We start from the raw sequence: 23,234 nt of genomic DNA on the forward strand, positions 1-23,234 counted from the left end.
ACAGCAGCAACGCTTTCAACTCGCCCCTGCTCAGTTTAACTTCTCGATTGGTCATGGCACTTCCCCTTCCACGGGAATCGGTGATCGCAACGTCACCACCGTGCCATGGCCGCTCGCCCCTCAGAGCAAGCGCCGTTCTCTCTCCAAAACTTTTTGCAGAACCTTCAGCACACTATCCCATCGCGCTGGCGGCCGAATTGCCGCGCGCCGAAGTGATCGGCCCCCTTAGGGCGAAGGGGCAGCCACTCCGTCCTCCATGTCCAGCGATTCTTCGACTGCTTCCGGATTCCGGGCGATGGTCCAAAGGAGAGTATTCGCCGCTGCATCCGGTTTCGAGCGACCTTGCTCCCAGTTTCGAAGCGTTGCCAGATCGAGGCCATACCTCACGGAGAATGCCTCCTGAGAGAGCTTCGTGCGATCCCGGGCTTCGCGAACACTTATCGGCCGCGGCGCATGAACCTTCGCGATCACGCCTGCGGACGACAGTTCATTCTTCAGTGCCAATAGGTCGTCGACGCAAGGAACCGTCACGAACGCCTTGCCGTGATCGACCATCTCCGTGAGTATCGCGTGGGCCGTCCTGAGCGGCAGCTGTCTTAACGAGAATCCGGGCGGCCTCAGGAGTATTCGCGCCGTGAAGAAAACTGAGGCTCAGTCGGACGGGAGAGCCTGACGACACCGGGACGACGTCCCGGGTTCGCACCCGTTGTCCGTACCGCTCCATGAATTTCGATTTAGTCGACATTAAGCTTCTCCGCGATCACTCGACCGAGCTTGCGCAATTTGGACCATCCCCACTGGAGGCATCGCGATAAAAGTACGCCAAACAACGCTAAGGGAGAACAAAGGTGATCTGATTTCGTTCGACGCTCGTTTTCGAGAGCCGTTCTGGCTCGTTCGCAATCAACTGTGTAGGCCAGCGGAGCGAGCAAGGAGCGCCAGATCCGGACAGGGCTGGGTGGGGTGTTTCTCCGAAAGGTGGGCCATGCCCTAAGGGACACGAGATGTAGTGGACTCGTCGATCCGCGCGGTTTCGATTCGCGCACCCCGGGCACAACGCGTGGATAAGTCCCATCAAATGCTCTCCGGTGCCCGTCATCTGTATAGCTACATTGGGCCGAGGGCTTCCAGCACGAGCCACATGGCGCGGGTATCGACCGTGACCATGGTGCGCCGCCCCTGCCGCCAGTTCCAGCGGCGGCACGTGACACCGGCATCATCGCACCAGATGACTTCGCCCGGTTCGGGATGCTCGGTTACCATTTCAACTTGCTCGTCGTGCCGAATGGCTCCGCTCCCTTCGCAATTAAAAGTCTCGGGACCCCTGGTAAAGATCGAGATCCTCCCCGCCAATCGGAACGCCGTACAGCACGCTGACGGCATTGTAGGCATCAATCAGTGGGGAAATCCGCGGGAGAGAGCCATCTTTCCGCACCCGCTTGAGAAGCGCGGCGGCCGAGCACGGCGTTCGATTGGCCTTTGTGCCGAAAGCCTCGTAGGCAAGCGCCGCAAGACGCGCGTCCCTTTGGGCGTCATCGCGAAGCGCCGCCTGTTCCGCCGCCGCAATCGTATCGTTCAACGCCTGTGCATCCGGCACGTCGATTCCAGCGTTCCGCACCACAATGCTGATCAGATGAAAATCCCGGTAGCGGGCCTTGATCTCGGGGTCAATCAATGGCGTGAAAGACATGGGAAGCTCTTTTCTCATGGGGAGGCTTTGCGCTGCGGGTGGTTCGGGAAATGTTTCAAGAAAGGTGCTTGTCGAGCGTCCAGATCTTCTGGCGTCGCCATGGTCCATGCCGCACCATGCGCTGGATAATTCCATCATTCGGCGGTGGACAAGGCCTGATAGAGTCGATTATGTTTTGCGGGTGCTCGAGCCCACCTCGGCCGGCAACAAGCTACGCCTCCTCCAGATCCTCCATTTCATAGGAGGCAGCGGGCGCGATATGGATGTGAAGCAGCTTTCCTTGCCGGGTCATGCATCGCTTTCGGAAATTCGTCTCGCACGAAAATCTGCCGCCAAACTGGCCTGATCAACAGCATGGTATGGCGTTTTCCCAGTCCAGTTGGCTTTCAACGAAATGCGGTTCAGCCCAAGGGTCGGTTTCCTCGCCAGCACGCCACGTCCCGCCGTTTTAGCCACCGTGCCCCGGCAACGCGTCTTGCACCTGCTTGACAACCGCTCGCAGGATCTCAACGCCCTTCTCGATTTGCCGAATGCTCAAAGCGGCATAGCCCATGACAAGCCCCACGCGATCGATGTGGCCTTCGTCCGATTGCCGCTCGTAAAGGGGCGAGATCAGGTGAAGCCCCAGGCCCGCGCCTCGGGCGGCTTCGACCAGGGTCGTTTCCCGCGATCGCGGCAGTTCGTCGAACCAAACGACGACGTGCAGACCGGCCTCTGCTCCCTGGACAGCGATGCGATCTCCGAAGCTGCGCCGCAAGGCGCCCAACAACGTCTCCCGACGCTCGCCGTTCAGCCTGCGCACACGCCGCACATGGCTTTCGTAGCCGCCACTCTCGAACAAACAGGCCAGAGCCTCCTGTTCAGCCACCGGCGAATGCCGGTCCGCGAATTGTTTGGCGGTTGCGAAGACCTCCTGCAATTCCGGCGGGACGACGAGGTAGCCGATACGCAGCATCGGCGAGAGCGTTTTGGAGATCGTGCCGAGGTAGATGACAGCCCCGTGGTCCTCGAGACTGTGCAGCGGAGGGACCGGATTGATGTCGTAGCGATATTCGCTGTCGTAGTCGTCCTCGATCACGTAGGCATTGTTGTGCCGCGCCCATTCCAGAAGCTGGTGGCGGCGCGTGATCGGCATGACGCCGCCCAGCGGAAACTGATGCGATGGCGTGACATAGGCCAGTCGTGCACCAATCCCCGCCAGCAACTCCGTCTTCATCCCGTCCTCGTCGACGGTGACCGGGACGGGCGAGGCACCCGTACTGGCAAAGACCTGACGCGCCATCCTATAGCACGGGTCCTCGATGACGAAGCGGTCGGCGGGATCGAGAAGCAGGCGAGCGCACAGATCTAGGCCCTGCTGCGAACCGTTGACGATGATGATCTGCTCGAGGTCGCAGCTCAGCGTTCGGGCGCGCCAGAGATAGCCCTGGAGCGCCTGGCGCAGCCGGCGCGAGCCGCGAGGATCGTCATAGGCAAGACGCAACGGGCGCTGCCCCATCGCCTTGCTCATCGCACGTTTCCAGACCAATGCGGGGAAGTCTGACGGCGCCAGGTCGCCATAGCGGAAATCGACCTTCAGCCCAGTCGGCAGATAATCCGGCCAGGGCGGCGTGACGCGCAGTCGTTCGCCATAGGCGGACAGATGAACCGGGCCGACTCGTTTCGCGACAGTGCGGCTCGTCTCAGGACCGATCAGCGAAGATGCAACGCGGGGTCGTGCGCCTTGACGGACGTCGATGAAACCTTCCGCGGTCAGTTGCTCATAGGCGACCGTCACCGTCGTTCGCGAAACGCCAAGGTCATTTGCCAGGCCTCGGGAGGACGGCAGCTGACTACCGGTTTCATAGACGCCGCCGAGGATCTGCTCGCGAAGAGCCTCATAGATCTGGCGTGCACCCATCGCGTGCGAGCGACCTGCAGAACCGGCACTTGAAGACTGGACCATTTCATTCATTGCCAACTGGATATTTCACATTAGCCAGTTTGCCGTCAATGTTTCGGAAACCCAAGCAAGATCTAGAGGCCGAATGACCCGCTCCTATCAATCCGAAACCGATGCTCTCACGCGGTCGCTCCACGACACCGGTCCCGGATTCGCCACTCGGGCGATCCATCATGGCTACGATCCCGCCGGCTTTTCCAATGCCGTTCAGCCGCCAGTCTTCTTGACCTCGACCTATGGATTCGAAAGCGTGGCAGCGAACGAGGCCGCCGCCGCGCTTGGCGGAAGGCTCTATGCGCGCGAATACAATCCGACGACGGAGATCCTAGAACAACGGCTTGCCAATCTGGAAGGAGCCGAGGCAGGTTTGGTCGTTGCCTCGGGGATGGCGGCTTTCGGGACGCTGATCCTGTCGCTCCTGTCCCAAGGGGATGGACTCATCGTCCACAGGACACTTTATGCGAACACGCTTGCCATGGTCGAACAGGCGGTCCCCCGCTTCGGCATCAAGGTCGTCGCGGTCGACCTGTCCGATCCTCACAATCTCGATGCCGCGATCACCGAGCGGACCCGGCTTGTTTTCTTCGAGACGCCGGTGAATCCGCTGAGCCGCATCCTCGACATCGCTGCCATTGCCGAGCGCGCCCACGCGCGCGGTGTAAAGGTTGCAGTCGACAGCACCTTCGCCTCCCCCGCGCTCCAGCGGCCGCTCGAACATGGGGCAGACCTCGTGCTCCACTCGCTGACCAAATACATCAATGGGCACGGCGATGCCCTTGGCGGGGCGATTCTCGGCGACGCGCAAACGCTCCGCACGCTGCACGAAACGGGCCTGCGCTACATCACCGGCGCAGCGCTCTCGCCCATGTCAGCCTTCCTGATCCTGCGCGGTCTGAAGACGCTCACGCTGCGCATGGAACGGCATAGCGCCACTGCCCTTGCGGTGGCTCAGGCGCTCGAGGCGCACCCGGCGGTGGCATGGGTGAGGTATCCCTTCCTCGACTCGCACCCTGATCAGGTGACGGCGCGAAAGCAGATGTCCCAAGGGTCGGGCATGTTAGCCTTTGGCCTCCACGCTGGGTTCGAGGGCGCGCGGCGGATGATGGACCGGCTCAACCTGATCACCCGGGCTGTCAGCCTCGGCGATGCCGACAGTCTCATCTATCATCCGGCAAGCCTGACCCGTGCTCGTCAGCCGATCCGCAAGGATGCGCATCTGGCCGATGGAGTCGGCGAGGACCTCATGCGTCTCTCGGTGGGTCTTGAAGACGCCGATGACCTAATCGCCGACCTGCGGCGGGCTCTGGACGCCTTGTGATGACCTGTCGTCCGGCCAGTCCTGCGCTCACGCACAAACCTGGAGCCTTGCCATGGCATTCCTGAGCGGTCTTTCCGCGTTTCCCATCACGCCCGCCGATCGTGACGGCCGCGTCGATACCGTTGCTCTGCGCAAGCTGATTGCCAGGCTTGGCGCCGCTCAGGTCGACTCCATCGGTCTTCTCGGCAGCACCGGCACCTACATGTATCTGTCGCGCGAGGAACGGCGACGGACGCTCGCCGAGACCTTGGACGAAATCGCCGGGCGAACGCCGGTCGTGGTGGGTGTGGGCGCGTTGCGCACCGATGAAGCAGTGAGGTTCGCGCAGGACGCCAAGGCCCTTGGAGTTGCCGCGGGGCTGCTTGCGGCCGCCTCCTACACCCCGCTCACTGAGGACGAGGTGTTCGAACATTTCTCGACGGTGGCGTGCGAGAGCGGCCTGCCGATTGTCGTCTACGACAATCCAGGAACGACGCATTTCCATTTCACCCCAGCACTCGTCAGCCGCCTGGCAAAGGTGGGTGGGATTGTCGCTATCAAGAATCCGACAGACAAGGGCGATGCGATCAAGAGCCATCTGGCCGACCAGAGGCGCACTGTGCCGGAAGGGTTCTCAATCGGCTACAGCGGCGACTGGAACGCCGCAGAGGCCATGATCGCCGGCGCCGACACATGGTACAGCGTCCTCGCCGGCATCCTGCCCGAGGTCTGCGTGAAGATCGTCACGGCGGCGCAACAGGGCGATGCGGCCGAAGCGCGACGGATCGATGCCACGCTTGCGCCGCTCTGGAGCCTCTTCAAGGAGTTCTCGAGCCTTCGCGTCGTCTATGCACTTGCCGAATTGCTCGACATTTGCCGTGCCGACCCCCCGCGTCCCATCCTGCCTCTGCCCTCAGCAGCGAAGGGCCAGATCGCCGCCGCGTTGGAACGCTTGCCATCGGATGTCAACCGGTGAATAGCGAACCCGGCGGCCAGTGAAGGAACCTATCATGTATGTACCCGGGCATTTCGAAAAACCGAGCCGAGAAGTCCTTTACGAACTGATCGAGAACAGCGCACTTGGCATGTTGATAACCCATGGCCGGAGCGGTCTCGACGCCAATCACATCCCCTTCGAACTCGACACGTCACAGGGAGAAAACGGTACTCTTTACTCCTGCGCGATTAGTACACGTGCCGAAGGAAGTGCACATTCTCGCTCGAGTGACGTTTTCAAAGGATGTGATCGCGTTTTGGCACATTCACAGCCGACATGGGGCAGCCGGTAACTCACCACATGGTGAGCAACCAGGAAACCCTCAGGCCTACACTTTCTCCCGGAGCGCACGTGCTGCAGCGACCATGTTCATGAGGGCAGGGCGGACCTCCTCCCATTTGCGTGTTTTGAGGCCACAGTCCGGGTTTACCCACAATTGGGCATCCGACAGTCGGTCGCGGGCAAGCATGACGAGGTCCGAAATCTCCCCGACTTCCGGGACACGTGGTGAGTGAATGTCGTAGACTCCGGGCCCGATTTCGTTCGGATATTTGGAGCTCGTGAAGGCGTCCAGCAGTTCCATTTTCGAGCGCGACGTCTCAATCGAAATGACATCCGCATCCATTTCAGCGATCGCGTCGATGATCTCGTTGAACTCCGAATAGCACATGTGGGTATGGATTTGAGTCGCGTCCTTTACACCCGTTGAAGCGATCCGGAAGCATTCGACAGCCCAGTCGAGATAGTCGTTCCAATCAGACTGGCGCAGTGGCAATCCTTCGCGAAACGCGGCCTCATCGATCTGGATCATCCTTGCGCCGGACCATTCGAGATCCGTCACTTCGTCGCGGATGGCGAGCGCGATCTGGCGGCATGCTTCGGAGCGGGGTACGTCGTCGCGAACAAATGACCAGTTGAGAATGGTCACTGGGCCTGTGAGCATTCCCTTCACAGGGTTTTCCGTAAGCGACTGGGCGAACTGCCACCAGCGCAGCGTCATCGGATTGGGCCTCGATACGTCGCCGAAGATGATGGGGGGACGCACGTAACGCGACCCATAGCTCTGCACCCAGGCATGCTGGGTGAAGGCGAAGCCGGACAGCTGCTCGCCGAAATGCTGTACCATGTCGTTTCGTTCGAACTCACCGTGCACCAGCACGTCCAGCCCGATCTCTTCCTGCCACCGAATTGCAGCCTCGATCTCCTTCTTCAGGTAGGTCTCGTAGTCGACATAGCTCAGCTGGCCCTTCGCATGAGCGGCCCGCGCCCTGCGTACCTGCGGCGTCTGCGGGAAGGACCCGATGGTCGTCGTCGGGAACGGCGGCAGTCCGAGCGTGCCGGCCTGGACTCTGGAGCGCTCGGCAAAAGCGCTCTCTCGTCGCTTCATGCTGTCGTCAATGCTGGCGATCCGCCCCTCAATCAGCGGGTCATGGATCTTCGTGGATGTCAGGCGAGTGGCGGCAGCCTCGGCAGACGCTTTCAACGCGCCTGCCACCGCATCCCTGCCTTGAGTCAGGGCCCGGGCCAGCAACACCAACTCGTCGGTCTTCTGGGCCGCGAAGGCGAGCCACGACCTGATGTCCGCGTCGAGTTCGGTCTCCATGCGCAGGTCGATCGGCACGTGCAGCATCGAGCAAGAAGGCGCGATCTCGACGCGGTCCAAGGGCCAGCCGGCGACGATCGGTTTGATGCGGTCGAGAATGGCGGGCAGGTTCGCACGCCAGACGTTGCGGCCATCGATCAAGCCAAGCGAGAGCACCAGATCCTTCGGTGCGAGCCGACCCACCGTTTCCAGCTGCTCGGGAGCGCGCACGAGATCAATATGCAGCCCGGCCAGGGGCAGACAAACCGCGGTTTCGAGATTGTCTCCCAGGGGCCCGAAATAGGTAGCCAGCATGATCTTCAGCTCGGGCGCGGCTTTCGACAGCTGGCCATAGGCGAATTCGAACGCAGCTCGTTCGTTCGGGTTCAGATCGAGGACAAGCGCTGGCTCATCGATCTGCACCCAGTCGGCTCCAGACAGCTTCAGCCTCTGCAGGAGTTGCTCGTAGACGGGCAGCAGCCGCGGCAGGAGCGCGATGGGATCGAATCCTTCGGCAGGCGATTTCGCCAGCTTGAGGAAGGTGATCGGTCCAAGGATGACTGGGCGTGTGTGAACGCCGAGAGCTTTAGCCTCGATGAAGTAATCGACCGGTTTCGTCGACGAGAGGGCGAACGTCTGATCATCGTTGAGTTCCGGCACAATGTAGTGATAGTTGGTGTCAAACCACTTGGTCATTTCCATCGCGGTTACATCAGACCGATGAGCCGCCTGCTGGTGACCAGCGTGTCGACAATCCTCCGTCTGACCCTGGTTGCCCCGCGCCATTGCGAAGTAGATGTCAAGTGGAACCTCGCCGCTATTCCAGCCGTAACGGGATGGAACGGCGCCGACCATGGCTGCGGTGTCGAGCACATGGTCGTAGAGCGAGAAGTCGTTCGACGGGATTTTCGACACGCCGCGATCGTGCTGCTCCTCCCAGCTAGCGGCACGGAGCGCCTTCGCGGTCGTGAGAAGGTCGGCAGCGGACGATTTTCCGGACCAGTAGCTTTCAAGCGCGAATTTCAGTTCTCGCCGACGACCGAAGCGGGGCACGCCGAGCGTTGCTACAGGAATTTGCTGAGAGATAGTCATGCCAGACCCCGATGGTTGGGGCGTCGGTGACAAGGAAGGCGCTAGCAGGCCGGCACGAACGCCAGGCTGCAGCGGCCACCGAGACACCCCGCCCGTGGACGTAATTCGCCGTGGCAGGTCTCCTGGCTCGCGGGGTCATAGCCTCTACCCGTCTTCCCAAGGCTATTCGCCTCAGTGACATGAGTGGGGTTGGCTCGCCGCTAACAGTTGCGGGGGCAGCGCCGGCATCGCACCGGCTTCCCTCTTAGCTCCGCTGCGGCAGCGCCGTACGGAGAACCACGACGCGGCAGACAATTACAGCAGTTCGCTCCATTGTCAACGCCGCATAAAGAAATGTTTATGTCGTTATGTTAAATTTCCGTTGGCATGTTCCAAAGGTCGCCTCGAAAGCGAAAACTGTGGAAGCCTTGAGCGGCCGGTAAATCAAAGCAATGACGCACGGCGCCCTTGTCCAGGAGGATAGGAGTTCGTCGGCTGCCGGCAGCAAACATACCGGCAAGCGCCGTGGTGCTGCTTAGCGCATCACGCGAACCACCTCGGCGTCGAACTTCGGCTCTGAGGTTCCGACCGCTTCGTTGGTGATCTGCTCGCGACCATATTCGGCTCAATGGCGAGGCTGTTGCCCATGTGGAAGCTGTTGGCCGTGATGCCCTCGGTGATATGACACAACGATTTCGGGGGGAGCACACCGAGGCCAGGCGCAGCGGCGTGTTGCGAAGTGATCGAGGCCAATGTCTCGAACTGCTTGTTCGCAGCCCACCGGCTCAAGGTAACCCGGCTCAAACCACCGGGCTAGCTCAAGTCCTGTCCAAATGAGGCCTGAGCGGCAAATCGTCGTGCACGCGCACGGTTTGGCGTTCGATCTTGTGATGCGTCTTGGGCGGACAATCGCCACGGTGCAGCGCGCAGAAGCGGTCCCCAATTGGGAAGCCGAGGGCGGTGAGGGCAAGCCAGCGCCACAGGCGGAAGGGGACTTGGACCTGTTTGCCCTGCTGGACCACAAGTTCGCGACACAGGGCCTCAAGGAGAAGACCAAGAGTGATTATGCGCGGGACCTCGCCAAATTCATCAAAAGCAGCGGGCAGTCAAAGTTCGGCGCCGATTGACATGGAGATAGCCATCGCGGCGGACCGCCCAGGCGGACCGCAAGCCGGAATACAACCGGGTGCAGGCGGCCAAGCTCGTCCACAAGATGGCGTCGGGCACACACCGGCGATGGGAGAGCGGACCGTGGAGTGCAGGAACTTCACGCCTATCCACGCTCCCGTGGACGTGTCCTGCGGCACATCGGCAGCGATATTGAGGAGGCAGTTGAGCTTCTGGTCGAGCACTCTTACCTGCCACTACCTACGCTTAACGTCATCTCGTACTGAAAACGCACCACGCAAGGTCGAGATGTAACATGCGCCCTTCGTGGATGGTTCTAAGCTTCCTCGGGCGCGGTCAATCTGTGATAACGGTCGCTTGGAACCTCCATCACCGCGACGCGATCAAGGTTGGCGTATCGCGCTCGGTAGTAACCTTCTTCCTCCACTTCGGCGAAACTACACTGGGGAACGTCAAAGGTCGCAGCTTCCAATCCGAAGAAAGTCGTAGCGGTTTCTTCATCCAAGAAGTTCCACTCATCTTCTCCGTCGTCATATGTGACGCGAACATAGGAGGCCATGCGCACGGCTTCCTGATCACCCATCTCTGCGATGATGGCATCGCATTCTTTCTTCAGCTTTCCTGAAACCTCACCCTTATCCCAGTCATCCAAAGCCCGATAGATTTCTGGATGATAATACTCTGGCATCTCCTCTACATCGTCACCGATAAGCTCAATGGTGCGGACATATTGCGGATTTATCAAGAGTATTTTGTTGTCAAGGCTCCAACAATACAGCCATGGCCTGCTTGTGTTATTTCTGCGCAGATTATGAAGTTCCTTCAACTGACGTAAAATCGATTCACGCGCCTTTTCATCGATAGGATATTGGCGGCTGCCAACAGTCGTCTTGATTCTGAGCGTGCCGTATCGCGTTTCGGCATCGGCAATTGCAAACGGGCTCGTGCGCCACTCCTCGACATCAATCTTCCAGCCCAGCAGCTCCTCGACCGTGCATTTCAACGTGAGGCAAAGGTCCTTGATCTGCTCGACGTTCAACTGCGTTTTGCCTGTTTCCCAACGGGCCACAGTCTGTTGCGTTGTTGCCATCTGCTCTGCCAAATCTTTTTGAGTCATGCCCAGTCGAACCCTAAGCTCTTTCATGTTCATAACTCACCTCGCGTGTTCAACACACGCATCGTGGATGAATTAATTTAACACGTCAAGCGTGTTCAAAAATCGCAGCATGTGTTTTTAGGGCGTCTTCGAGGCTCCGGCAGCCGTTCGTGACCACTTGCGCAAGACACAGGGCTGGTACACAGCACGAATGGGCGATCAAAAATTACTGCTGCGATGCTCGTCATCAGCCAAGCTGCCGCCGCACCTTCCACTAGGGTGCCAAGGTTCGAAATGAGTGCAGCCGACCATAGCGAACGGAAGGTCTTGTGCTCAAAAGGAACGAGTGAAGATGTTCTCTTCGCCATTGTGGGAAGCCTCGGGATTGACCGCGGGGCTGGATTTGTTTCGCCTCACTCAACCATGGCCTCGCCGTACAAGCCAAGCTGCCACAGTGCGCGCCTGCTAACCCAGAAAACTTGGCGGCCTTACAGGCATGCGCAGGACGTGCGAAGCCGCTCAAATCTCCCCAGATGGTCAGCCATCGAAGACCGGCATCACTTGTCCGTTGAGCGGCTATACGATAATGCTCCGCGCTAAGCAGGAAGCGCCAAAAAATTCGAGCGGCGACTTCATTCTCCTATTCAGGAAGGAACTATGAGGCGGCAGACGCGACCATTCACCGTGGAAATCAAACAAAAGCGCAATTATCAAAAATCCGCACGTTCCATCTGGGGCAATTTCGACATCGCCGCGGCGATGGCCGAGACAACAAAGGAAGTCGAGCCGTTAAATCGTCAGCTTGTTGACTCTACTGTAGTGGCCCTTGATGCTGAACCTTTGCACAAACCGCGAGTGGAGCATTTCATGGCCAATCCCCTGGAGACCGAGTCAGCAGTAGTTCATAGCGAACCGGCAGACAAAACGGAAACGCCAAAACCGAAGACGAGAGCGCGGCGGTCGAGGAAGCCAGAAGCTGAGGCGAGCGCGCCTGCCAAGCCGATATCCGCGACCACTGAAGCACCGCCGTCAGCGCGAACGGGCCGAAAGAGCTACTCCGCGAAGGATCGTGCCCAGAAGCTGGCGCAGATCGAGACCTCGATCGGCGGCGGCGCTACTCTCAAGAGCGCGGTGAAGCAAGCCGGCATCTCGGAACAGACATACTATCTTTGGAAGAAGGCGGCGGCGCCTGCGGCGGACAGTGACGGGCTGAAGGATCTCGTCGCGCTCGAGGAAGAAAACAAGCGGCTAAAGAGCCTGCTTGCCGATCGTCTCCGCAAGGAGAATGCGGAACTGAAGAAAAGGCTCGGGCTGGATTAAGGAGGGTGGGCAGCTGGTTCTTGGCTCGCCACCTACAGCAGCCCCGCCTGCTCGGCCTCTCTGCGCAAATTCTGGCGTGGCCTTGGGCCGATCTGCTGGATGACCAGGCCGGCCGCTAGCGAGCCGAGATCGCCGCACTGCTTCAGGCTGCGGCCTTGCGTGTAGCCGTAGAGGAAGCCGGCGGCGTAGAGGTCGCCGGCGCCGGTGGTGTCGACCAGCTCGCGGATCCTGGTCGCATTGATGGTCACGGTCTCGTCGCCGCGCACGATCACCGAGCCCTTTTCCGAGCGGGTGACGGCGGCGATCTTGCAATCCTTGCGGATCTGCGCCAGCGCCTCGTCGAACGACGCGGTCTGGTAGAGCGACTTGATCTCGTGGCTGTTGGCAAAGACGATGTCGACGGTGCCGGAGCGCATCAACTCTAGGAATTCGTCGCGGTAACGGTCGACGCAGAACGAGTCCGACAATGTCATCGATACTTCGCGCCCGGCGGCATGGGCGAACTTCGCCGTCTGCCGGAACGCTTCCTTGGCGCGCGGCGGGTCCCACAGATAGCCCTCGAAATAGGTGACGGCGGCGCCCGACGCCTTGTCGGCCTCAACATCCTCCGGGCCGAGCTCGACGCAGGCGCCGAGATAGGTGTTCATCGAGCGCTCGCCGTCCGGCGTGACGAAGATCATCGAGCGCGCCGTCGGCGGTTCGCCATCGAGCGGCCTGGTGTCGAAGGCGACGCCCTGGGCATGCATGTCGTGCGCGTAGATTTTGCCGAGCGCGTCGTTGGAGACCTTGCCGAAGAAAGCGGCGCGACCGCCGAAGGAGGCGACGCCCGCCGCCGTGTTGCCGGCGCTGCCGCCCGAGGCTTCGATGGCCGGGCCCATGCGGCTGTAGAGCAGTTCGGCGCGCCTCGTGTCGATCAAATTCATCGCGCCCTTGATGATGCCGTTCGTCTCCAGGAACGCCTCGTCGCACTGGGCGATGATGTCGATGATGGCATTCCCGATACAAAGCACGTCATAGTCCGGCATCAATTCATGTCTCCGCCAAAAGCCCACCGGCTTTCTGGCATGCCGGCCGCCGGCGGGTCTGGCCAGTGGGAATGGGCTTTCCGCTTGCCAATCGGTTCGCCCTCACGGGGCGGCAAGTCCTGCCTCGCGACGCAATTCGTCGGCCCTGTCTGTCTTCTCCCACGTGAAATCAGGCTCTTCACGGCCGAAATGGCCATAGGTCGCGGTCTTGCGGTAGATAGGGCGTAAGAGATCAAGCATCTTGATAATGCCCTTCGGTCTGAGATCGAACAACTCAAGAATGAGGCGCTCGATCCTTCTTTCCTCAACCCTCGCTGTTCCGAACGTGTTGACCATGACAGAAACCGGACTGGCCACGCCGATTGCGTAAGCAAGCTGCACCTCGCAGACGTCCGCAAGTCCGCTAGCGACGATATTCTTTGCGACATACCGGGCCGCATAGGCAGCGGAGCGGTCAACCTTGGACGGGTCCTTGCCCGAAAAGGCGCCGCCGCCGTGACGACCCATCCCACCATAGGAATCGACGATGATCTTGCGTCCAGTGAGACCGCAGTCGCCGCGCGGCCCGCCGACTACGAACCTCCCCGTCGGGTTGACCAGAATTCTGATGCCTTCCGTCTCCAGGTGGGTCGGCAGGACAGGCTTTATGATTTCCTCAATGACGCCCTCGCGGACCGTCTCTTGCGAGACCTGCTCGTCATGTTGGGTCGATACGACGATGGTATCCAGGGCGACCGGGCGCAACCCCTCATAGCGCACTGAGACTTGGGATTTCATGTCAGGACGCAACCAGCCAAGCTGTCGTGCTTTCCGGACATCTGCCTGTTGTTTCGTCAAGCGATGAGCGAGCTGGATCGGCAAAGGCATCAGAGTATCGGTTTCGCGGCATGCGTAGCCGAACATGAGGCCCTGATCTCCCGCTCCCTGTTGGAGGTCCTGCCCTCGTCCCTCGTCAACGCCCTGGCTGATGTCGGGCGACTGCTCGGTGAGTGCATGAACGACGGAGCAACGCCGGCCGTCAAAGCCGACGGCCTCGTTGTCGTATCCAATATCGAGAATCGTATCGCGCGCAACTTGGCTATAATCCACCTGCGCATCGCTGGTAATCTCGCCAGCCAGAACGACCATCCCTGATTTTACCAACGCTTCACAGGCGACGCGCGCCTTGGGATCGGTGCGGAGGATGGCATCGAGGATGGCATCCGAGATGTTGTCGGCCAACTTATCCGGGTGTCCCGCGCCAACCGATTCGGAAGAGAACACGAACTGCCTAGCCATGAAATGCCTCGCTTCGGGTGTTGGAGTTGTATGGGGCATTTTGCTTAGCCCACCTTACCTGTCGGTGAGGCCCGGGACCTCGAACGCAGCGCACAAGTCGGCAACGTCTCTTCGCACGCAGGCATGGAGATCTTCGTCTTCTGGCTCGCCGGAGGACGGAGTCCATGAAGCCAGCAATTTGCACGGTTTCCACATCGCGCAAGCCCATTGACGTCACTGCTGGCGCCCCCAGGCGAATTCCGCTTGTGACCGCAGGATGGCGCGGGTCGCCCGGCACCATATTAAAGCTCGTAATGATGCCTGCCTTCGCTAACCGCTTGGCATAGGCCTTGCCTGATAGTGGTCGATCGCGAAGATCAAGGATCAGCATGTGATTGTCAGTGCCCCCGGTGACCAGGTCATAACCTCGGTCCAGAAGCGCCTGGGCCAGAGCCTTGGCATTTTTGACAATCTGTTGGCCGTAACTGCGGAAGGACGGGTCCGCGGCTTCCCGCAAAGCGACGCTAGCGCCGCGATAACATTCATATGGGGGCCGCCTTGCAGTTGAGGGAAGACAGCGCGATCTATTCGTCTGGCGAGATTGTATTTGCCCTTCGAATGATACAGCGCTTGATAGCGATCTTCATTCCTTGACAAAATGAAGCCACCGCGGGGACCGCGGATCGACTTGTGAGACGTGCTGCTGACGACGTCGCAATGGGGTACGGGATTCGGATGCACTCCAGCGACAATCAGGCCACTGATGTGCGCGATGTCGGCCACGAGGTAGGAGTTCGCCTCCAGAGCGATTTCTGCCATTGCCGCGTAGTCGACGATACGGGGATAAGCAGTACCGCCAGCCCAAATGAGCCGAGGCCGTTCGCGTTTTGCTGTTTCGCGCAAACGGTCATAGTCAATTTGCTGCGTCTTTTCGTGCAGCCCATAGGGGACGCGCTTATAGTCTGTTCCGGAAAAATTGATGGCCCAACCATGAGTGAGGTGGCCCCCTTCCGGAATTGGCAAACCCATCACCTTGTCACCGGGGCTTAAAAGCGCTCGATAGACAGCCTGATTGGCCGGCGAGCCGGAATAAGGCTGGACGTTGGCGTGTTCGCTGCCGAATAACGTGTTCAAGCGCTCAATGGCGAGGTTCTCAAGCTCATCGACGATCTCGTTTCCCGCGTAGTAGCGCGCAGCGGGGTACCTCTCGGCGTACTTGTTCATGAAAATCGAACCGGTTGCTTCCAGCACGGCCGAGGAGGCAAAGTTCTCAGATGCGATCAGTTTGAGCGTCGTCCGCTCCTGCCGCTCCTGTCTTAGAAGCAGTTCGTGAACGCGGCAATCAACCGTCGCCAAGCGAGACCGTCCATAAGTGTCGGGCTGCGCGATGGCGCTGTCGGCGGAGTTGTCCATGGTAGCTTCGCGCTCCAATTGGATTGATCTATTTCACGGTCAAGCATGCGGTCCCCTTCGGCCGCGTGTCTCGTACCGCTTCGAGCCGTTGAAGGTCTCGTTTGTGATAGCCATCGCCGTGGGGCAGGAGATCAACCAACAATTGAACCAGCCCGCCGTCCTTACCTCCTGTTTTGAGATTGTACGAGCACCACGGACGTTGTTCGTTGCAGTAAAGAAAGTCGGCTCTGGCCAGCAGCCGGACGTGTCGTACAACGTGCTCACGACGCAGACCCAGAATCTCCGCTAGCTGGCAGACAGTTAGGTCCGCGTGCGCGCAAAGGCCTAGAATTCGAAGGCGATCTAAATGCGCTGCCGTCCGTAGGCGACTGACCAGTGTCAGCATTGGTCAGGACCAAGCCACTTGGAAAGCCTGGGCACTCGTCCTACTGAATTTGTCATTTCGCGTTCTCCACAGATGTTGCAGCTTTCGAACAAAATAATATGGTTGCTTGTCCACCGACCGGACAATCTCGGTGGCCGTGAAGATACTGTTTTGAGCCGATATGGCTGTGTCGAACAAACAAGATGGGCGCTCTTCTTGCCATTGCCTTTAGCCGAAATTGCACGCAGTTCGGCGGGTCGGAGAATAAGCCACGGTTCGGACCCCACTGACTCAAACGTTGCAATAAGCCTACCATTCACAGCGAACCGGAGTTGCTAAGAGTCTATGAATTTCCTTGAAGGGTCTGTTGCAACGTTTGCGCAGCCCGGTCTTGCTCCCGGCTTGCAGCGGTCAATCTCGTGCAGACTGACCGTGATGCAAAGATGACAAGGAAGGTTCGCTTTCAATCCGATCTTCTTCCTGGCCAAGTAGTTCGTAGTCTCATAACTGTGGCCTAGACAAAAGCTGGGCTAATCAGCGAGGTATGATGTCGTTAGCGTGGTTGGGCCACCAGCAGGTCGACGCCAAGATCGACACGCGCAATTTCCCGCGCTCCGAGAATGTCAGTGACTGCGCGCTCTTCCTCGGCGGTCTGGCTGCGCCGTCTAGAATCTGAATGCGTCTCGCGCCGACCCGTTCAGCAATGAGCTGTTCGGCTTGCCGCATTGACGGCGAAGCAAGCTCAAGTACGTTTTCGCGCATCTCACGCGCCGCCTCGCCGACTTCCGCAAAACGCTTCTCGGCGAACTGCTCCTTAAAGAGCGCAGCGAGATCATCAAATGTTTGAACTTTGGTGGGCTTGGGTTTCGAGCAAAATATCCAGTTGCCAGTCCAGGTTTATAGGCAAGGCTGTACGCTTTGTCGTCTGGCAAGGGCCCAATATCCCCTGGTGAGACGAAAATGGACTGCCGTGCTACGGTTGCTCCATTATAAGAGCGGTCGAAATCGCTGATGTTTGCAATACAAGGAGCCGCATAGAAGACGTTTGACGGATAGCGCGCCTCAAGCCGAAGAAGCAGTTCATGCTGACGCGACACATCCCTGCGCATCATCGCAATCCGAAAAAATGGTATCGACAAACCGGGACAATGTCCGCTCGCAATCTCAAACGCAGTTCCTCGCTTCATCAGCTCCGGAAGCTTGTACTGGAAAAACAGCGGAACCCCTGGGAAATTGATGCGGATGTCAACGCCAGAATGCCCCTCCTGTATGAGGTTTGGAAAGACCGGCGCGCCTACAGGTGCGGCTGACGATGACCGGATAAGGTTTTCGGTGAAGGCATACCCAAATGAGAACTCCGTGTAGCCCACCTTCATTCAATTCTGCTTTCGTGCTGAAGTTTATCCGGGGCTCTTTGCCTGCAGCCGAGCAGACCATATAACAGAAAAAACTATGCATACTGCGATAGTCTGAGCTTATCGATTCCTCGGATAGATATTTAAAGAGCTCACCCACTCTTCTGGCTGCTAGAATGGGAATGGGAAGCTTCTGATTGATCTGGGTCGAGTTCCAGTTGATTTTGGTAAGCGACAAAACCTCCTGCGCTATCTCAGCGATTCCCGGCGCAGATCGCCGATAAGTTTCGGGCTTCGCGAACAGCGCCAGAGTGCGTAGGCGATATCTTCAACCGGGGCGGCGGCTTCTCCCTCGCCAGTGCCGAGCGCGATCATATGCGTTGCGCATTCGGCCAGCGCGCCGTCAAGGCGCCCCGCTTCCGTCGCGCTGCCGTAAAGGTCCAGGAACCACGCCAGCGAATAAGACCAGTCGGCAGGCAAGTCCTGCCCATTGTGATCCCTTGCGACGACGGCCACGACGGCGTTGCGGCCTTCGGGCGTGCGGGGCTCTATCCCAAGGATCGGGTATAATTCGGGTGTGGGCTGCTGAAGGATACGCGCCGGCACGAGCGACAGTGCTTTCTCCAGCGAGGGAGGAAAATCCTCCAGTTCTTCGGCCAGTTCGGCAGCTTCTCTCCTTCGTCCCTCGCGGCGCTTCTACATATTCTGCCGCAACCACGGCAACGGTGCGCTGCGCCCGTTCAGCGGTGCTGGTGGCAATCAGCTCGGCCGGAATGTCACCATCCTTGATCGCCCAGTGCGTACGGTGCTGTTCGAACTGTTGAATGCCCAGCCGGTCCGCAATTCTCAACGCCGCTGACCGGTCGAGAAAGGCATGTTTCGGATCGGGCTCGAAGGTGAAGGCCAGTTCGTGTCCGCGCCGAACGATATTGCGTATGCGGCTGTGCCGGACCACGCGCGCGTGCGGGCCTCCCGCCCCGACTTCGTACATCAAAAGCGCCGGGATTTCCTCCAGCCGGCGCAATGTTTCAGGGCGCGAGGTCGATAGCCTCGGCCTCGGCGCCGCTAGATTCCTTGAACCGGTCAATGGTTGACGTGAACGGCGGCGTTTCCCACCACTCGCCGTGGCCCGAGACAAGCAAGTTAAACATGGCACACCACCGACCTCACGCCGCCTTCTCCATAGACCACTTCACCCGTTCGGCGAGAAAGGCGGCGAATGATTTCACATTCATATTGCCGCTCGCCTCCTCCAGCCCTGCGAGGTAGGCCTTCCGGTCATCGACTCTGACGACTGTCCAGGGGTAACCGCCTGAAGCCAGCATCGCGTTCATGAGGAACCGCGCCATCCGTCCGTTGCCGTCCGGATAGGGGTGCACATAGCCCACAAGCCAATGCCCCAGCACGGCACGCACGGAGGCCTCCTTCTCCGCCTCCAGCAGGTCGAACAGCTCATTCATACCATCGGCCACCGCTTCGGTACGCGGCGGCACGTGCTGCGAGCCGCGCAGGTACACAGGGTGATTGCGATATCCCGCAAGCGCGCTGGCTTTGAGGATGCCGGCGGTCACTGACGGCGCGAACAGCTCCCGGTACCACTCCCGGTGGGTGTCCCGCGTCAACGCGCCGGCTGGCTTGCCGTTGATGATCGCGGCAACAGAGTCTTTGACCTTCTGGAATGCGAGGTAGTAGCCACGCGCGGCAAGCGCATCCCGGTTCTTGCGGTCCTCTTCATCAATCTCCGGATTCCAGCTCCCCTCGCGCACCCGGTCGATGAGTTCCGGGGTGACGCTGTACCCTTCTATCGACAGCGAATGGTAGGCGTCGCTTTCGTAGATATTCTCGACGAACTTCATATAGGCGTCTTTGTCGGACGGCAGTCCGGGTGCCTTCGGGAATATCTCGATGATGGCTTCGCGCTGCGATTGCCAGATCGCGCGCAGGCGGGCGACCAACGGCGGTACGCCCGCCGCAATGGTTGTCACTCCAATTTGTCCCGCGAACGGATCGGATTCGCGCACGTCATAGCCGGCGGCTTTGAAGGCGGCCACGATTTCATCGGCAAAAGAGTCGCGTCCTACGCGACGGAAGGCCCCCGCAAGCCGTCCCGCCACGGCGGAATGGCCGCCATCAAGCAGCAGGGCCAGAACGGTTGATACGTCGCGCACCGACGCCATGGCGATCTGCATCTCGATAGGGGCGCGCTGGAAGAACGCTTCCGGCACCCGGGTAAGGGCGGCCTCGACAGTGAACACGCGCTGGCCGTTTTTCTCTGTCAGTTCGGCTGGCATCTCCTTGACCTTGAGGTCATAGAGCGAAGTGCCGAACAGCAGGTCGATTTTGTTATTCGTGCCTTTGGGGGTGTTCACCACCACCTGAGGCGGAATAGTGGGCGCTTCCGCGTGCAGAAGCAGCGACTGCTCCGGTGAGAGGAACCAGTCCTTGCCGAACCGGTCATTGCAGTAAAGGGAGCAGAACTCCCAGAAGCTCGCGTACCAAGGGGTGGTGTCTTGCTGCCGTGCCTGCGGGCCGGTCGACATGAGCCAGCCTTTGATAACATCGCGCAGGAACCCGTTCTGCAGCAGCCGCTCCCGGTGGACGCGGGTCAGCTCATCTGATTTGAATATGCGCCGCCCACCCTCCTGCAGCTCTTTGAGGACGGCCAGTGATACAGCGAGTTTTTCATGGGGCTTGGCTATGGCCGTGCCTTTGCAACTTTTTTAGAGCTGTGCGATTACAAGTATATAGTGCTGATAGGCAACAAGTCAATGATGCTGTGGAGTTGCAAGTTTTTTAAGTCGTGCGATAACAAGTTTTTTATGCGATAATCGGGAAATGCGATCGTTTCCATAGCCGCGCGAAGGATCGTTACCCGGATGGGCCGAGACCCAGCTCCCCCGCAGGCTACGCAGGGGCTCGGGGCGAGCCTAGAGCCTGGCCCTCCGAAGCGCTTCGAAGGAGGACGCGCCTCTTTGAAAAACTCGCCCGTTGTGCATCGTGGGTACCCGTAAACGCGAATTCTCAAAGGAAAGACGCTCCTTACCTCTCCCTCCCGCCACGATCATCACGGCCGCGCCCGCGCTCACTACGCCGCGACGCCCGCGAGATCGCTGCACGCATCTGATCGGCCACCAGACCGGGTTGCAGATGAAGGATGTCCGTGACGCTGTCGTGTGTTTGCACCGTCACCGCAGTGACGGCAAGGCAGCTGCGCACGCCCATGGAGGAGAGCGTCTCGATATCGCGCGCGATTCCGGCACCCCCACTGGAGTCCGATCCGCCGACGACAAGTACATGCGATGCCTGCCTCAGCGCCCTTTCATCCGTTAGAATGAGCGTTCGAAACGCAGGATTCCGCCGACACTGCTCTTCTTGTTGGCGTTGGTCCAGTTCACGTTGGAAGCGTCCACCTTGCCGACGGCGAAGTTGCCGTAGCGGCCATAGTCGAGTTCCGCCGTAACTGTGAAATCTGGAAGAAACGCATAGGCGACGTTTGCAGCGACACCATGGTTCTTGAGCTGATCACCGGAGAGCTGAAGGTTGAACGAAGTTGTCTCGTTGAGCTTGTAAGTGGCGCCAGCCCAGAAAGCCCAGTTCCCGCCCCAACTCTTATAGAAGCCGCGACCATGAGCGTCGATGGCGTTCGTGGAGTCGTCGTTGAGCTTGCCGTTGGAACCGTAGCCGAGCATTCCGAACAGCAACAGTTCGTTGGTGACATTGATGTCGACACGGACCTTGGCGGCCACCGATTCGTAGTTGCTATCATAAGCGGCAACGCCGGTGATCGCGCCCCAGCCATGTGTGTATTTCAAGCCGCCGACTACGTGCGGTGCGTAGCTGTCGATTGTGCCGACCACGCCCGAGCCTTCTTCGAGCGAAACCACGGCCGAAAAGCCGTTCCCGGCGTCGAAGTAGTACTGAACCACATTGGTATCGAAAGCGCCGTACGGAACCGGCGTCTGGTTGAGTACGTCACCCGCGCCGCCAATAAACATGTCGAAGGCCGACCAGTCCTTACCAACTCGGAGGCCACCAAGCTGAATCCAGGCGAAAGTCAAGGTGCTGTCTCCGTTGAAGGCATAGGACCGAGAACTGTCCGAAACCGAAGTGTGGCGGTTGCCGAAGTTCATGCGGGTTTCGGTGTAGGTCTTCAACGTGCCGAGTTCGGTCTCCTGGCCGGTCCAAGTTTTCAATGTGAAGCGCGTGTTGTTTTGCCATGTGCCCTGATGCTCACCAGTCCTCACATCCGAGGTTCTTGCGTGATCAACCAATCCGACATGGCCCAAGCCGACGTCGTAACGGACATAGCCGCCGATGCGCACGCAGGTCTCAGTGCCTGAAATGTAGACGTAGCCCGAGCCGTAGACGTCGCAGACTTTAACGTACTCAGTCGGGTCAGGCTCGGCAACGGCGGTCACGGCGTGAGCGTCGGAAACGGCAATCAGTGCCGCAGTTGAGCCGAGGAGGAGGCTCCTAATGTTCATTGTTGATCCCCGTTCAAAGAGTAAAAGGAATGGACGTCAGTGATGAACTCTTGCTAAGGAAACAGTGATAACGATGCGCATTGAGTTGAAATTTGAGCAGTTTGATGCGCTCGTCACGCCAGATATTCATCAGAAATTGAGAATATGATTGGGCGTTATTGTTACAAATATGCGATTGTTATTACAAATATAATAATCGCCGAAACGACGCCATCCAACATTTCAGTACAAATCATCCCCGTCATCTCCGCTAGTTGTGGGCGGGCCGTCACAAAGGCTTCTACTGCAAATGACGTGCCATCCTGACGACGCAGCTGCGGCTTGAAGCTCAAGTGTGCCGGCGGACCTTGGTTCGCTCTTCCTTCCTTTTTGCCTTGCGGATCAACCCAAGCACGAACGGCAAACGTTTCGGCTACGGTTCGTCTGTTCGCTTCGCGACAGTTTCGTTCAATGGCGACAGCTTTGTTTGCTGTGAGCCCCGACGTTGAGACATCCCGCGGCGGCACCGCTCGGTACGACGCCGTCATTTTGGCGAGCGCGATGATCGGTAATCACGCGCTGACGCGCAGCCTTGCCTCCACCACGGAGTCAGTAGGCGCGCCGGCCTTGGCATTGCGGCCGACCTGACGGTCGCGTCGAGCAGCCTCTCGTCCTGATAGACGGCGCGCCACAGCTAATGCTTCTTGCCAGCAATTCACACAACGAGCTCATCGAGATGCCAGAGATCACTATGGGGCTGCGCTAGCTGGCGAGCAAAGTCTGGTCCCAACGCCGTGTTATCTCGTTGGATGCGGCAGCCGCGCTCAGCAGAATCTACTCGACTAGGCGCAGGCTGAAGGGAAGGGATGGTGGAACCAAACGGTGCGCGTGAGGGTCGCGGCGGGAACAGCCATGGCCAGTCGCTGACCTTCCAGCCAAGACTGAACGGCCGCTATTGCTGAGAAATACAAGTTTCGAGGCCAAAGCGGAACGGACTGACATAGCGCAAAGACACAGGCGAGCGCAGCGGTAAGGTTGGCGGTTATCAGCATGGGACGGTAACTGTTGCAGACCACAAAATATCGCGAGGCCGGCCTGCCTTGGTACACTATCTATCCGACTGTGTCAGAGTTCTCTGGGGCGGTCGGCGGTGCCGTAGCGGGAGTGGTTGGAATTGGGAGTTGGCGTAGTCTCCGGGGTGTTCAACCTCGAATCATCCGGCGTTAGAGCGCCG

20 protein-coding genes, 3 pseudogenes and 1 riboswitch are annotated in these 23,234 nt (G+C 59.3%); of the genes and pseudogenes, 6 read left to right on the forward strand and 17 right to left on the reverse strand.

Features of this window, described 5'->3' with window-relative positions:
- Positions 1 to 229 (forward strand): hypothetical protein (locus tag NKH63_RS30310; protein ID WP_352920240.1); only part of this gene is annotated, 229 nt, incomplete at its 5' end.
- Here the strand turns inward: NKH63_RS30310 and NKH63_RS30315 are convergent.
- The 5 genes and pseudogenes from NKH63_RS30315 to pdxR form a co-directional block, all read right to left on the reverse strand.
- Entirely contained in the window at positions 226 to 555 is a 330-nt protein-coding gene (locus NKH63_RS30315) for a helix-turn-helix domain-containing protein (protein ID WP_352920243.1), read from the reverse strand. The genes NKH63_RS30310 and NKH63_RS30315 overlap by 4 nt on opposite strands.
- Positions 556 to 1,107: 552 nt before the next feature.
- Positions 1,108 to 1,263 (reverse strand): phenylalanine--tRNA ligase beta subunit-related protein, encoded by a 156-nt coding sequence (locus NKH63_RS30320; protein ID WP_352920247.1) that lies wholly within the window; start codon positions 1,261 to 1,263, stop codon positions 1,108 to 1,110.
- 43 nt (positions 1,264 to 1,306) lie between these two features.
- Complete coding sequence (locus NKH63_RS30325; protein ID WP_352920250.1) at positions 1,307 to 1,690, reverse strand: phenylalanine--tRNA ligase beta subunit-related protein; 384 nt, start codon at positions 1,688 to 1,690, stop codon at positions 1,307 to 1,309.
- A 214-nt stretch (positions 1,691 to 1,904) separates the two neighbouring features.
- Positions 1,905 to 1,982 (reverse strand): annotated as a pseudogene (locus NKH63_RS30330) (MOSC domain-containing protein); the annotation flags it as partial.
- A gap of 156 nt (positions 1,983 to 2,138) precedes the next feature.
- Positions 2,139 to 3,635 carry a MocR-like pyridoxine biosynthesis transcription factor PdxR gene (gene pdxR / locus NKH63_RS30335; RefSeq protein WP_502896383.1) on the reverse strand — a complete coding sequence of 499 codons (1,497 nt, stop codon included), beginning with the start codon at positions 3,633 to 3,635 and terminating at the stop codon, positions 2,139 to 2,141.
- An 82-nt stretch (positions 3,636 to 3,717) separates the two neighbouring features.
- On the opposite strand from pdxR, the gene NKH63_RS30340 reads away from it, so the two are divergent.
- The 3 genes from NKH63_RS30340 to NKH63_RS30350 are packed head-to-tail and all read left to right on the forward strand — an operon-like array spanning position 3,718 to position 6,218.
- Positions 3,718 to 4,950: a trans-sulfuration enzyme family protein gene (locus tag NKH63_RS30340; RefSeq protein WP_352920253.1), complete on the forward strand. Its 1,233-nt coding sequence runs from the start codon at positions 3,718 to 3,720 to the stop codon at positions 4,948 to 4,950.
- A 52-nt stretch (positions 4,951 to 5,002) separates the two neighbouring features.
- Positions 5,003 to 5,905: a dihydrodipicolinate synthase family protein gene (locus NKH63_RS30345; RefSeq protein WP_352920256.1), complete on the forward strand. Its 903-nt coding sequence runs from the start codon at positions 5,003 to 5,005 to the stop codon at positions 5,903 to 5,905.
- 34 nt (positions 5,906 to 5,939) lie between these two features.
- The gene (locus NKH63_RS30350) at positions 5,940 to 6,218 is read left to right on the forward strand and encodes an FMN-binding negative transcriptional regulator (RefSeq protein ID WP_352920259.1); all 279 of its coding nucleotides are present in this window, start codon (positions 5,940 to 5,942) and stop codon (positions 6,216 to 6,218) included.
- Between the two features lie 36 nt (positions 6,219 to 6,254).
- Here the strand turns inward: NKH63_RS30350 and metE are convergent, their stop codons facing one another.
- Positions 6,255 to 8,600, reverse strand: a complete 2,346-nt coding sequence (gene metE / locus NKH63_RS30355) for a 5-methyltetrahydropteroyltriglutamate--homocysteine S-methyltransferase (protein WP_352920261.1) — start codon at positions 8,598 to 8,600, stop codon at positions 6,255 to 6,257.
- Between the two features lie 95 nt (positions 8,601 to 8,695).
- Positions 8,696 to 8,896, reverse strand: a riboswitch (cobalamin riboswitch).
- Positions 8,897 to 9,451: 555 nt separating this feature from the next.
- Between metE and NKH63_RS30360 the strand changes: the two genes are divergently transcribed.
- The gene (locus tag NKH63_RS30360) at positions 9,452 to 9,706 is read left to right on the forward strand and encodes a hypothetical protein (protein ID WP_352468275.1); all 255 of its coding nucleotides are present in this window, start codon (positions 9,452 to 9,454) and stop codon (positions 9,704 to 9,706) included.
- 317 nt (positions 9,707 to 10,023) lie between these two features.
- Here NKH63_RS30360 and NKH63_RS30365 read toward each other — a convergent pair whose 3' ends face one another.
- Positions 10,024 to 10,857, reverse strand: coding sequence for a helix-turn-helix transcriptional regulator (locus NKH63_RS30365; RefSeq protein ID WP_352515945.1), 834 nt, complete (start codon positions 10,855 to 10,857; stop codon positions 10,024 to 10,026).
- Positions 10,858 to 10,919: 62 nt separating this feature from the next.
- Positions 10,920 to 11,171, reverse strand: coding sequence for an MFS transporter (locus tag NKH63_RS30370; RefSeq protein WP_352458261.1), 252 nt, complete (start codon positions 11,169 to 11,171; stop codon positions 10,920 to 10,922).
- Positions 11,172 to 11,460: 289 nt separating this feature from the next.
- Between NKH63_RS30370 and NKH63_RS30375 the strand changes: the two genes are divergently transcribed.
- Positions 11,461 to 12,123, forward strand: a complete 663-nt coding sequence (locus NKH63_RS30375; protein WP_352542143.1) for a transposase — start codon at positions 11,461 to 11,463, stop codon at positions 12,121 to 12,123.
- A gap of 32 nt (positions 12,124 to 12,155) precedes the next feature.
- Here NKH63_RS30375 and NKH63_RS30380 read toward each other — a convergent pair whose 3' ends face one another.
- The 9 genes and pseudogenes from NKH63_RS30380 to NKH63_RS30420 all read right to left on the reverse strand — a co-directional run bounded on the left by NKH63_RS30380 (position 12,156) and on the right by NKH63_RS30420 (position 22,021).
- Positions 12,156 to 13,148 (reverse strand): adenosine kinase, encoded by a 993-nt coding sequence (locus NKH63_RS30380; protein ID WP_352920264.1) that lies wholly within the window; start codon positions 13,146 to 13,148, stop codon positions 12,156 to 12,158.
- 102 nt (positions 13,149 to 13,250) lie between these two features.
- Positions 13,251 to 14,426 carry a methionine adenosyltransferase gene (metK, locus tag NKH63_RS30385; protein ID WP_352542141.1) on the reverse strand — a complete coding sequence of 392 codons (1,176 nt, stop codon included), beginning with the start codon at positions 14,424 to 14,426 and terminating at the stop codon, positions 13,251 to 13,253.
- A 54-nt stretch (positions 14,427 to 14,480) separates the two neighbouring features.
- Positions 14,481 to 15,818 (reverse strand): annotated as a pseudogene (gene glyA, locus NKH63_RS30390) (serine hydroxymethyltransferase).
- A 1,029-nt stretch (positions 15,819 to 16,847) separates the two neighbouring features.
- Positions 16,848 to 17,558, reverse strand: coding sequence for a hypothetical protein (locus NKH63_RS30395; RefSeq protein ID WP_352755807.1), 711 nt, complete (start codon positions 17,556 to 17,558; stop codon positions 16,848 to 16,850).
- A 228-nt stretch (positions 17,559 to 17,786) separates the two neighbouring features.
- Positions 17,787 to 18,143 (reverse strand): hypothetical protein, encoded by a 357-nt coding sequence (locus NKH63_RS30400; RefSeq protein ID WP_352920267.1) that lies wholly within the window; start codon positions 18,141 to 18,143, stop codon positions 17,787 to 17,789.
- A 422-nt stretch (positions 18,144 to 18,565) separates the two neighbouring features.
- Positions 18,566 to 18,688: a hypothetical protein gene (locus tag NKH63_RS30405; RefSeq protein WP_023679689.1), complete on the reverse strand. Its 123-nt coding sequence runs from the start codon at positions 18,686 to 18,688 to the stop codon at positions 18,566 to 18,568.
- A gap of 15 nt (positions 18,689 to 18,703) precedes the next feature.
- The gene (locus NKH63_RS30410; protein WP_352755812.1) at positions 18,704 to 20,077 is read right to left on the reverse strand and encodes a Fic family protein; all 1,374 of its coding nucleotides are present in this window, start codon (positions 20,075 to 20,077) and stop codon (positions 18,704 to 18,706) included.
- 562 nt (positions 20,078 to 20,639) lie between these two features.
- Positions 20,640 to 20,849, reverse strand: a pseudogene (locus tag NKH63_RS30415) (bifunctional hydroxymethylpyrimidine kinase/phosphomethylpyrimidine kinase); the annotation flags it as partial.
- A 14-nt stretch (positions 20,850 to 20,863) separates the two neighbouring features.
- Positions 20,864 to 22,021, reverse strand: coding sequence for a porin (locus NKH63_RS30420; protein WP_352691548.1), 1,158 nt, complete (start codon positions 22,019 to 22,021; stop codon positions 20,864 to 20,866).
- Positions 22,022 to 23,234: the final 1,213 nt, after the last annotated feature.

The sequence above is a fragment of the Mesorhizobium sp. M0960 genome (assembly GCF_040319055.1).
GTDB lineage: Bacteria > Pseudomonadota > Alphaproteobacteria > Rhizobiales > Rhizobiaceae > Mesorhizobium.

What these genes read in the sequence shown, in the direction of transcription:
- NKH63_RS30315 (WP_352920243.1), bottom strand. Translation starts at nt 555, where the DNA reads ATGGTCGATCACGGCAAGGCGTTCGTGACGGTTCCTTGCGTCGACGAC.
- NKH63_RS30320 (WP_352920247.1), bottom strand. Translation starts at nt 1,263, where the DNA reads ATGGTAACCGAGCATCCCGAACCGGGCGAAGTCATCTGGTGCGATGAT.
- NKH63_RS30325 (WP_352920250.1), bottom strand. Translation starts at nt 1,690, where the DNA reads ATGTCTTTCACGCCATTGATTGACCCCGAGATCAAGGCCCGCTACCGG.
- pdxR (WP_502896383.1), bottom strand. Translation starts at nt 3,635, where the DNA reads ATGGTCCAGTCTTCAAGTGCCGGTTCTGCAGGTCGCTCGCACGCGATG.
- NKH63_RS30340 (WP_352920253.1), top strand. Translation starts at nt 3,718, where the DNA reads ATGACCCGCTCCTATCAATCCGAAACCGATGCTCTCACGCGGTCGCTC.
- NKH63_RS30345 (WP_352920256.1), top strand. Translation starts at nt 5,003, where the DNA reads ATGGCATTCCTGAGCGGTCTTTCCGCGTTTCCCATCACGCCCGCCGAT.
- NKH63_RS30350 (WP_352920259.1), top strand. Translation starts at nt 5,940, where the DNA reads ATGTATGTACCCGGGCATTTCGAAAAACCGAGCCGAGAAGTCCTTTAC.
- metE (WP_352920261.1), bottom strand. Translation starts at nt 8,600, where the DNA reads ATGACTATCTCTCAGCAAATTCCTGTAGCAACGCTCGGCGTGCCCCGC.
- NKH63_RS30365 (WP_352515945.1), bottom strand. Translation starts at nt 10,857, where the DNA reads ATGAACATGAAAGAGCTTAGGGTTCGACTGGGCATGACTCAAAAAGAT.
- NKH63_RS30370 (WP_352458261.1), bottom strand. Translation starts at nt 11,171, where the DNA reads ATGGCGAAGAGAACATCTTCACTCGTTCCTTTTGAGCACAAGACCTTC.
- NKH63_RS30375 (WP_352542143.1), top strand. Translation starts at nt 11,461, where the DNA reads ATGAGGCGGCAGACGCGACCATTCACCGTGGAAATCAAACAAAAGCGC.
- NKH63_RS30380 (WP_352920264.1), bottom strand. Translation starts at nt 13,148, where the DNA reads ATGCCGGACTATGACGTGCTTTGTATCGGGAATGCCATCATCGACATC.
- metK (WP_352542141.1), bottom strand. Translation starts at nt 14,426, where the DNA reads ATGGCTAGGCAGTTCGTGTTCTCTTCCGAATCGGTTGGCGCGGGACAC.
- NKH63_RS30395 (WP_352755807.1), bottom strand. Translation starts at nt 17,558, where the DNA reads ATGAAGGTGGGCTACACGGAGTTCTCATTTGGGTATGCCTTCACCGAA.
- NKH63_RS30405 (WP_023679689.1), bottom strand. Translation starts at nt 18,688, where the DNA reads ATGTTTAACTTGCTTGTCTCGGGCCACGGCGAGTGGTGGGAAACGCCG.
- NKH63_RS30410 (WP_352755812.1), bottom strand. Translation starts at nt 20,077, where the DNA reads ATGTCGACCGGCCCGCAGGCACGGCAGCAAGACACCACCCCTTGGTAC.
- NKH63_RS30420 (WP_352691548.1), bottom strand. Translation starts at nt 22,021, where the DNA reads ATGAACATTAGGAGCCTCCTCCTCGGCTCAACTGCGGCACTGATTGCC.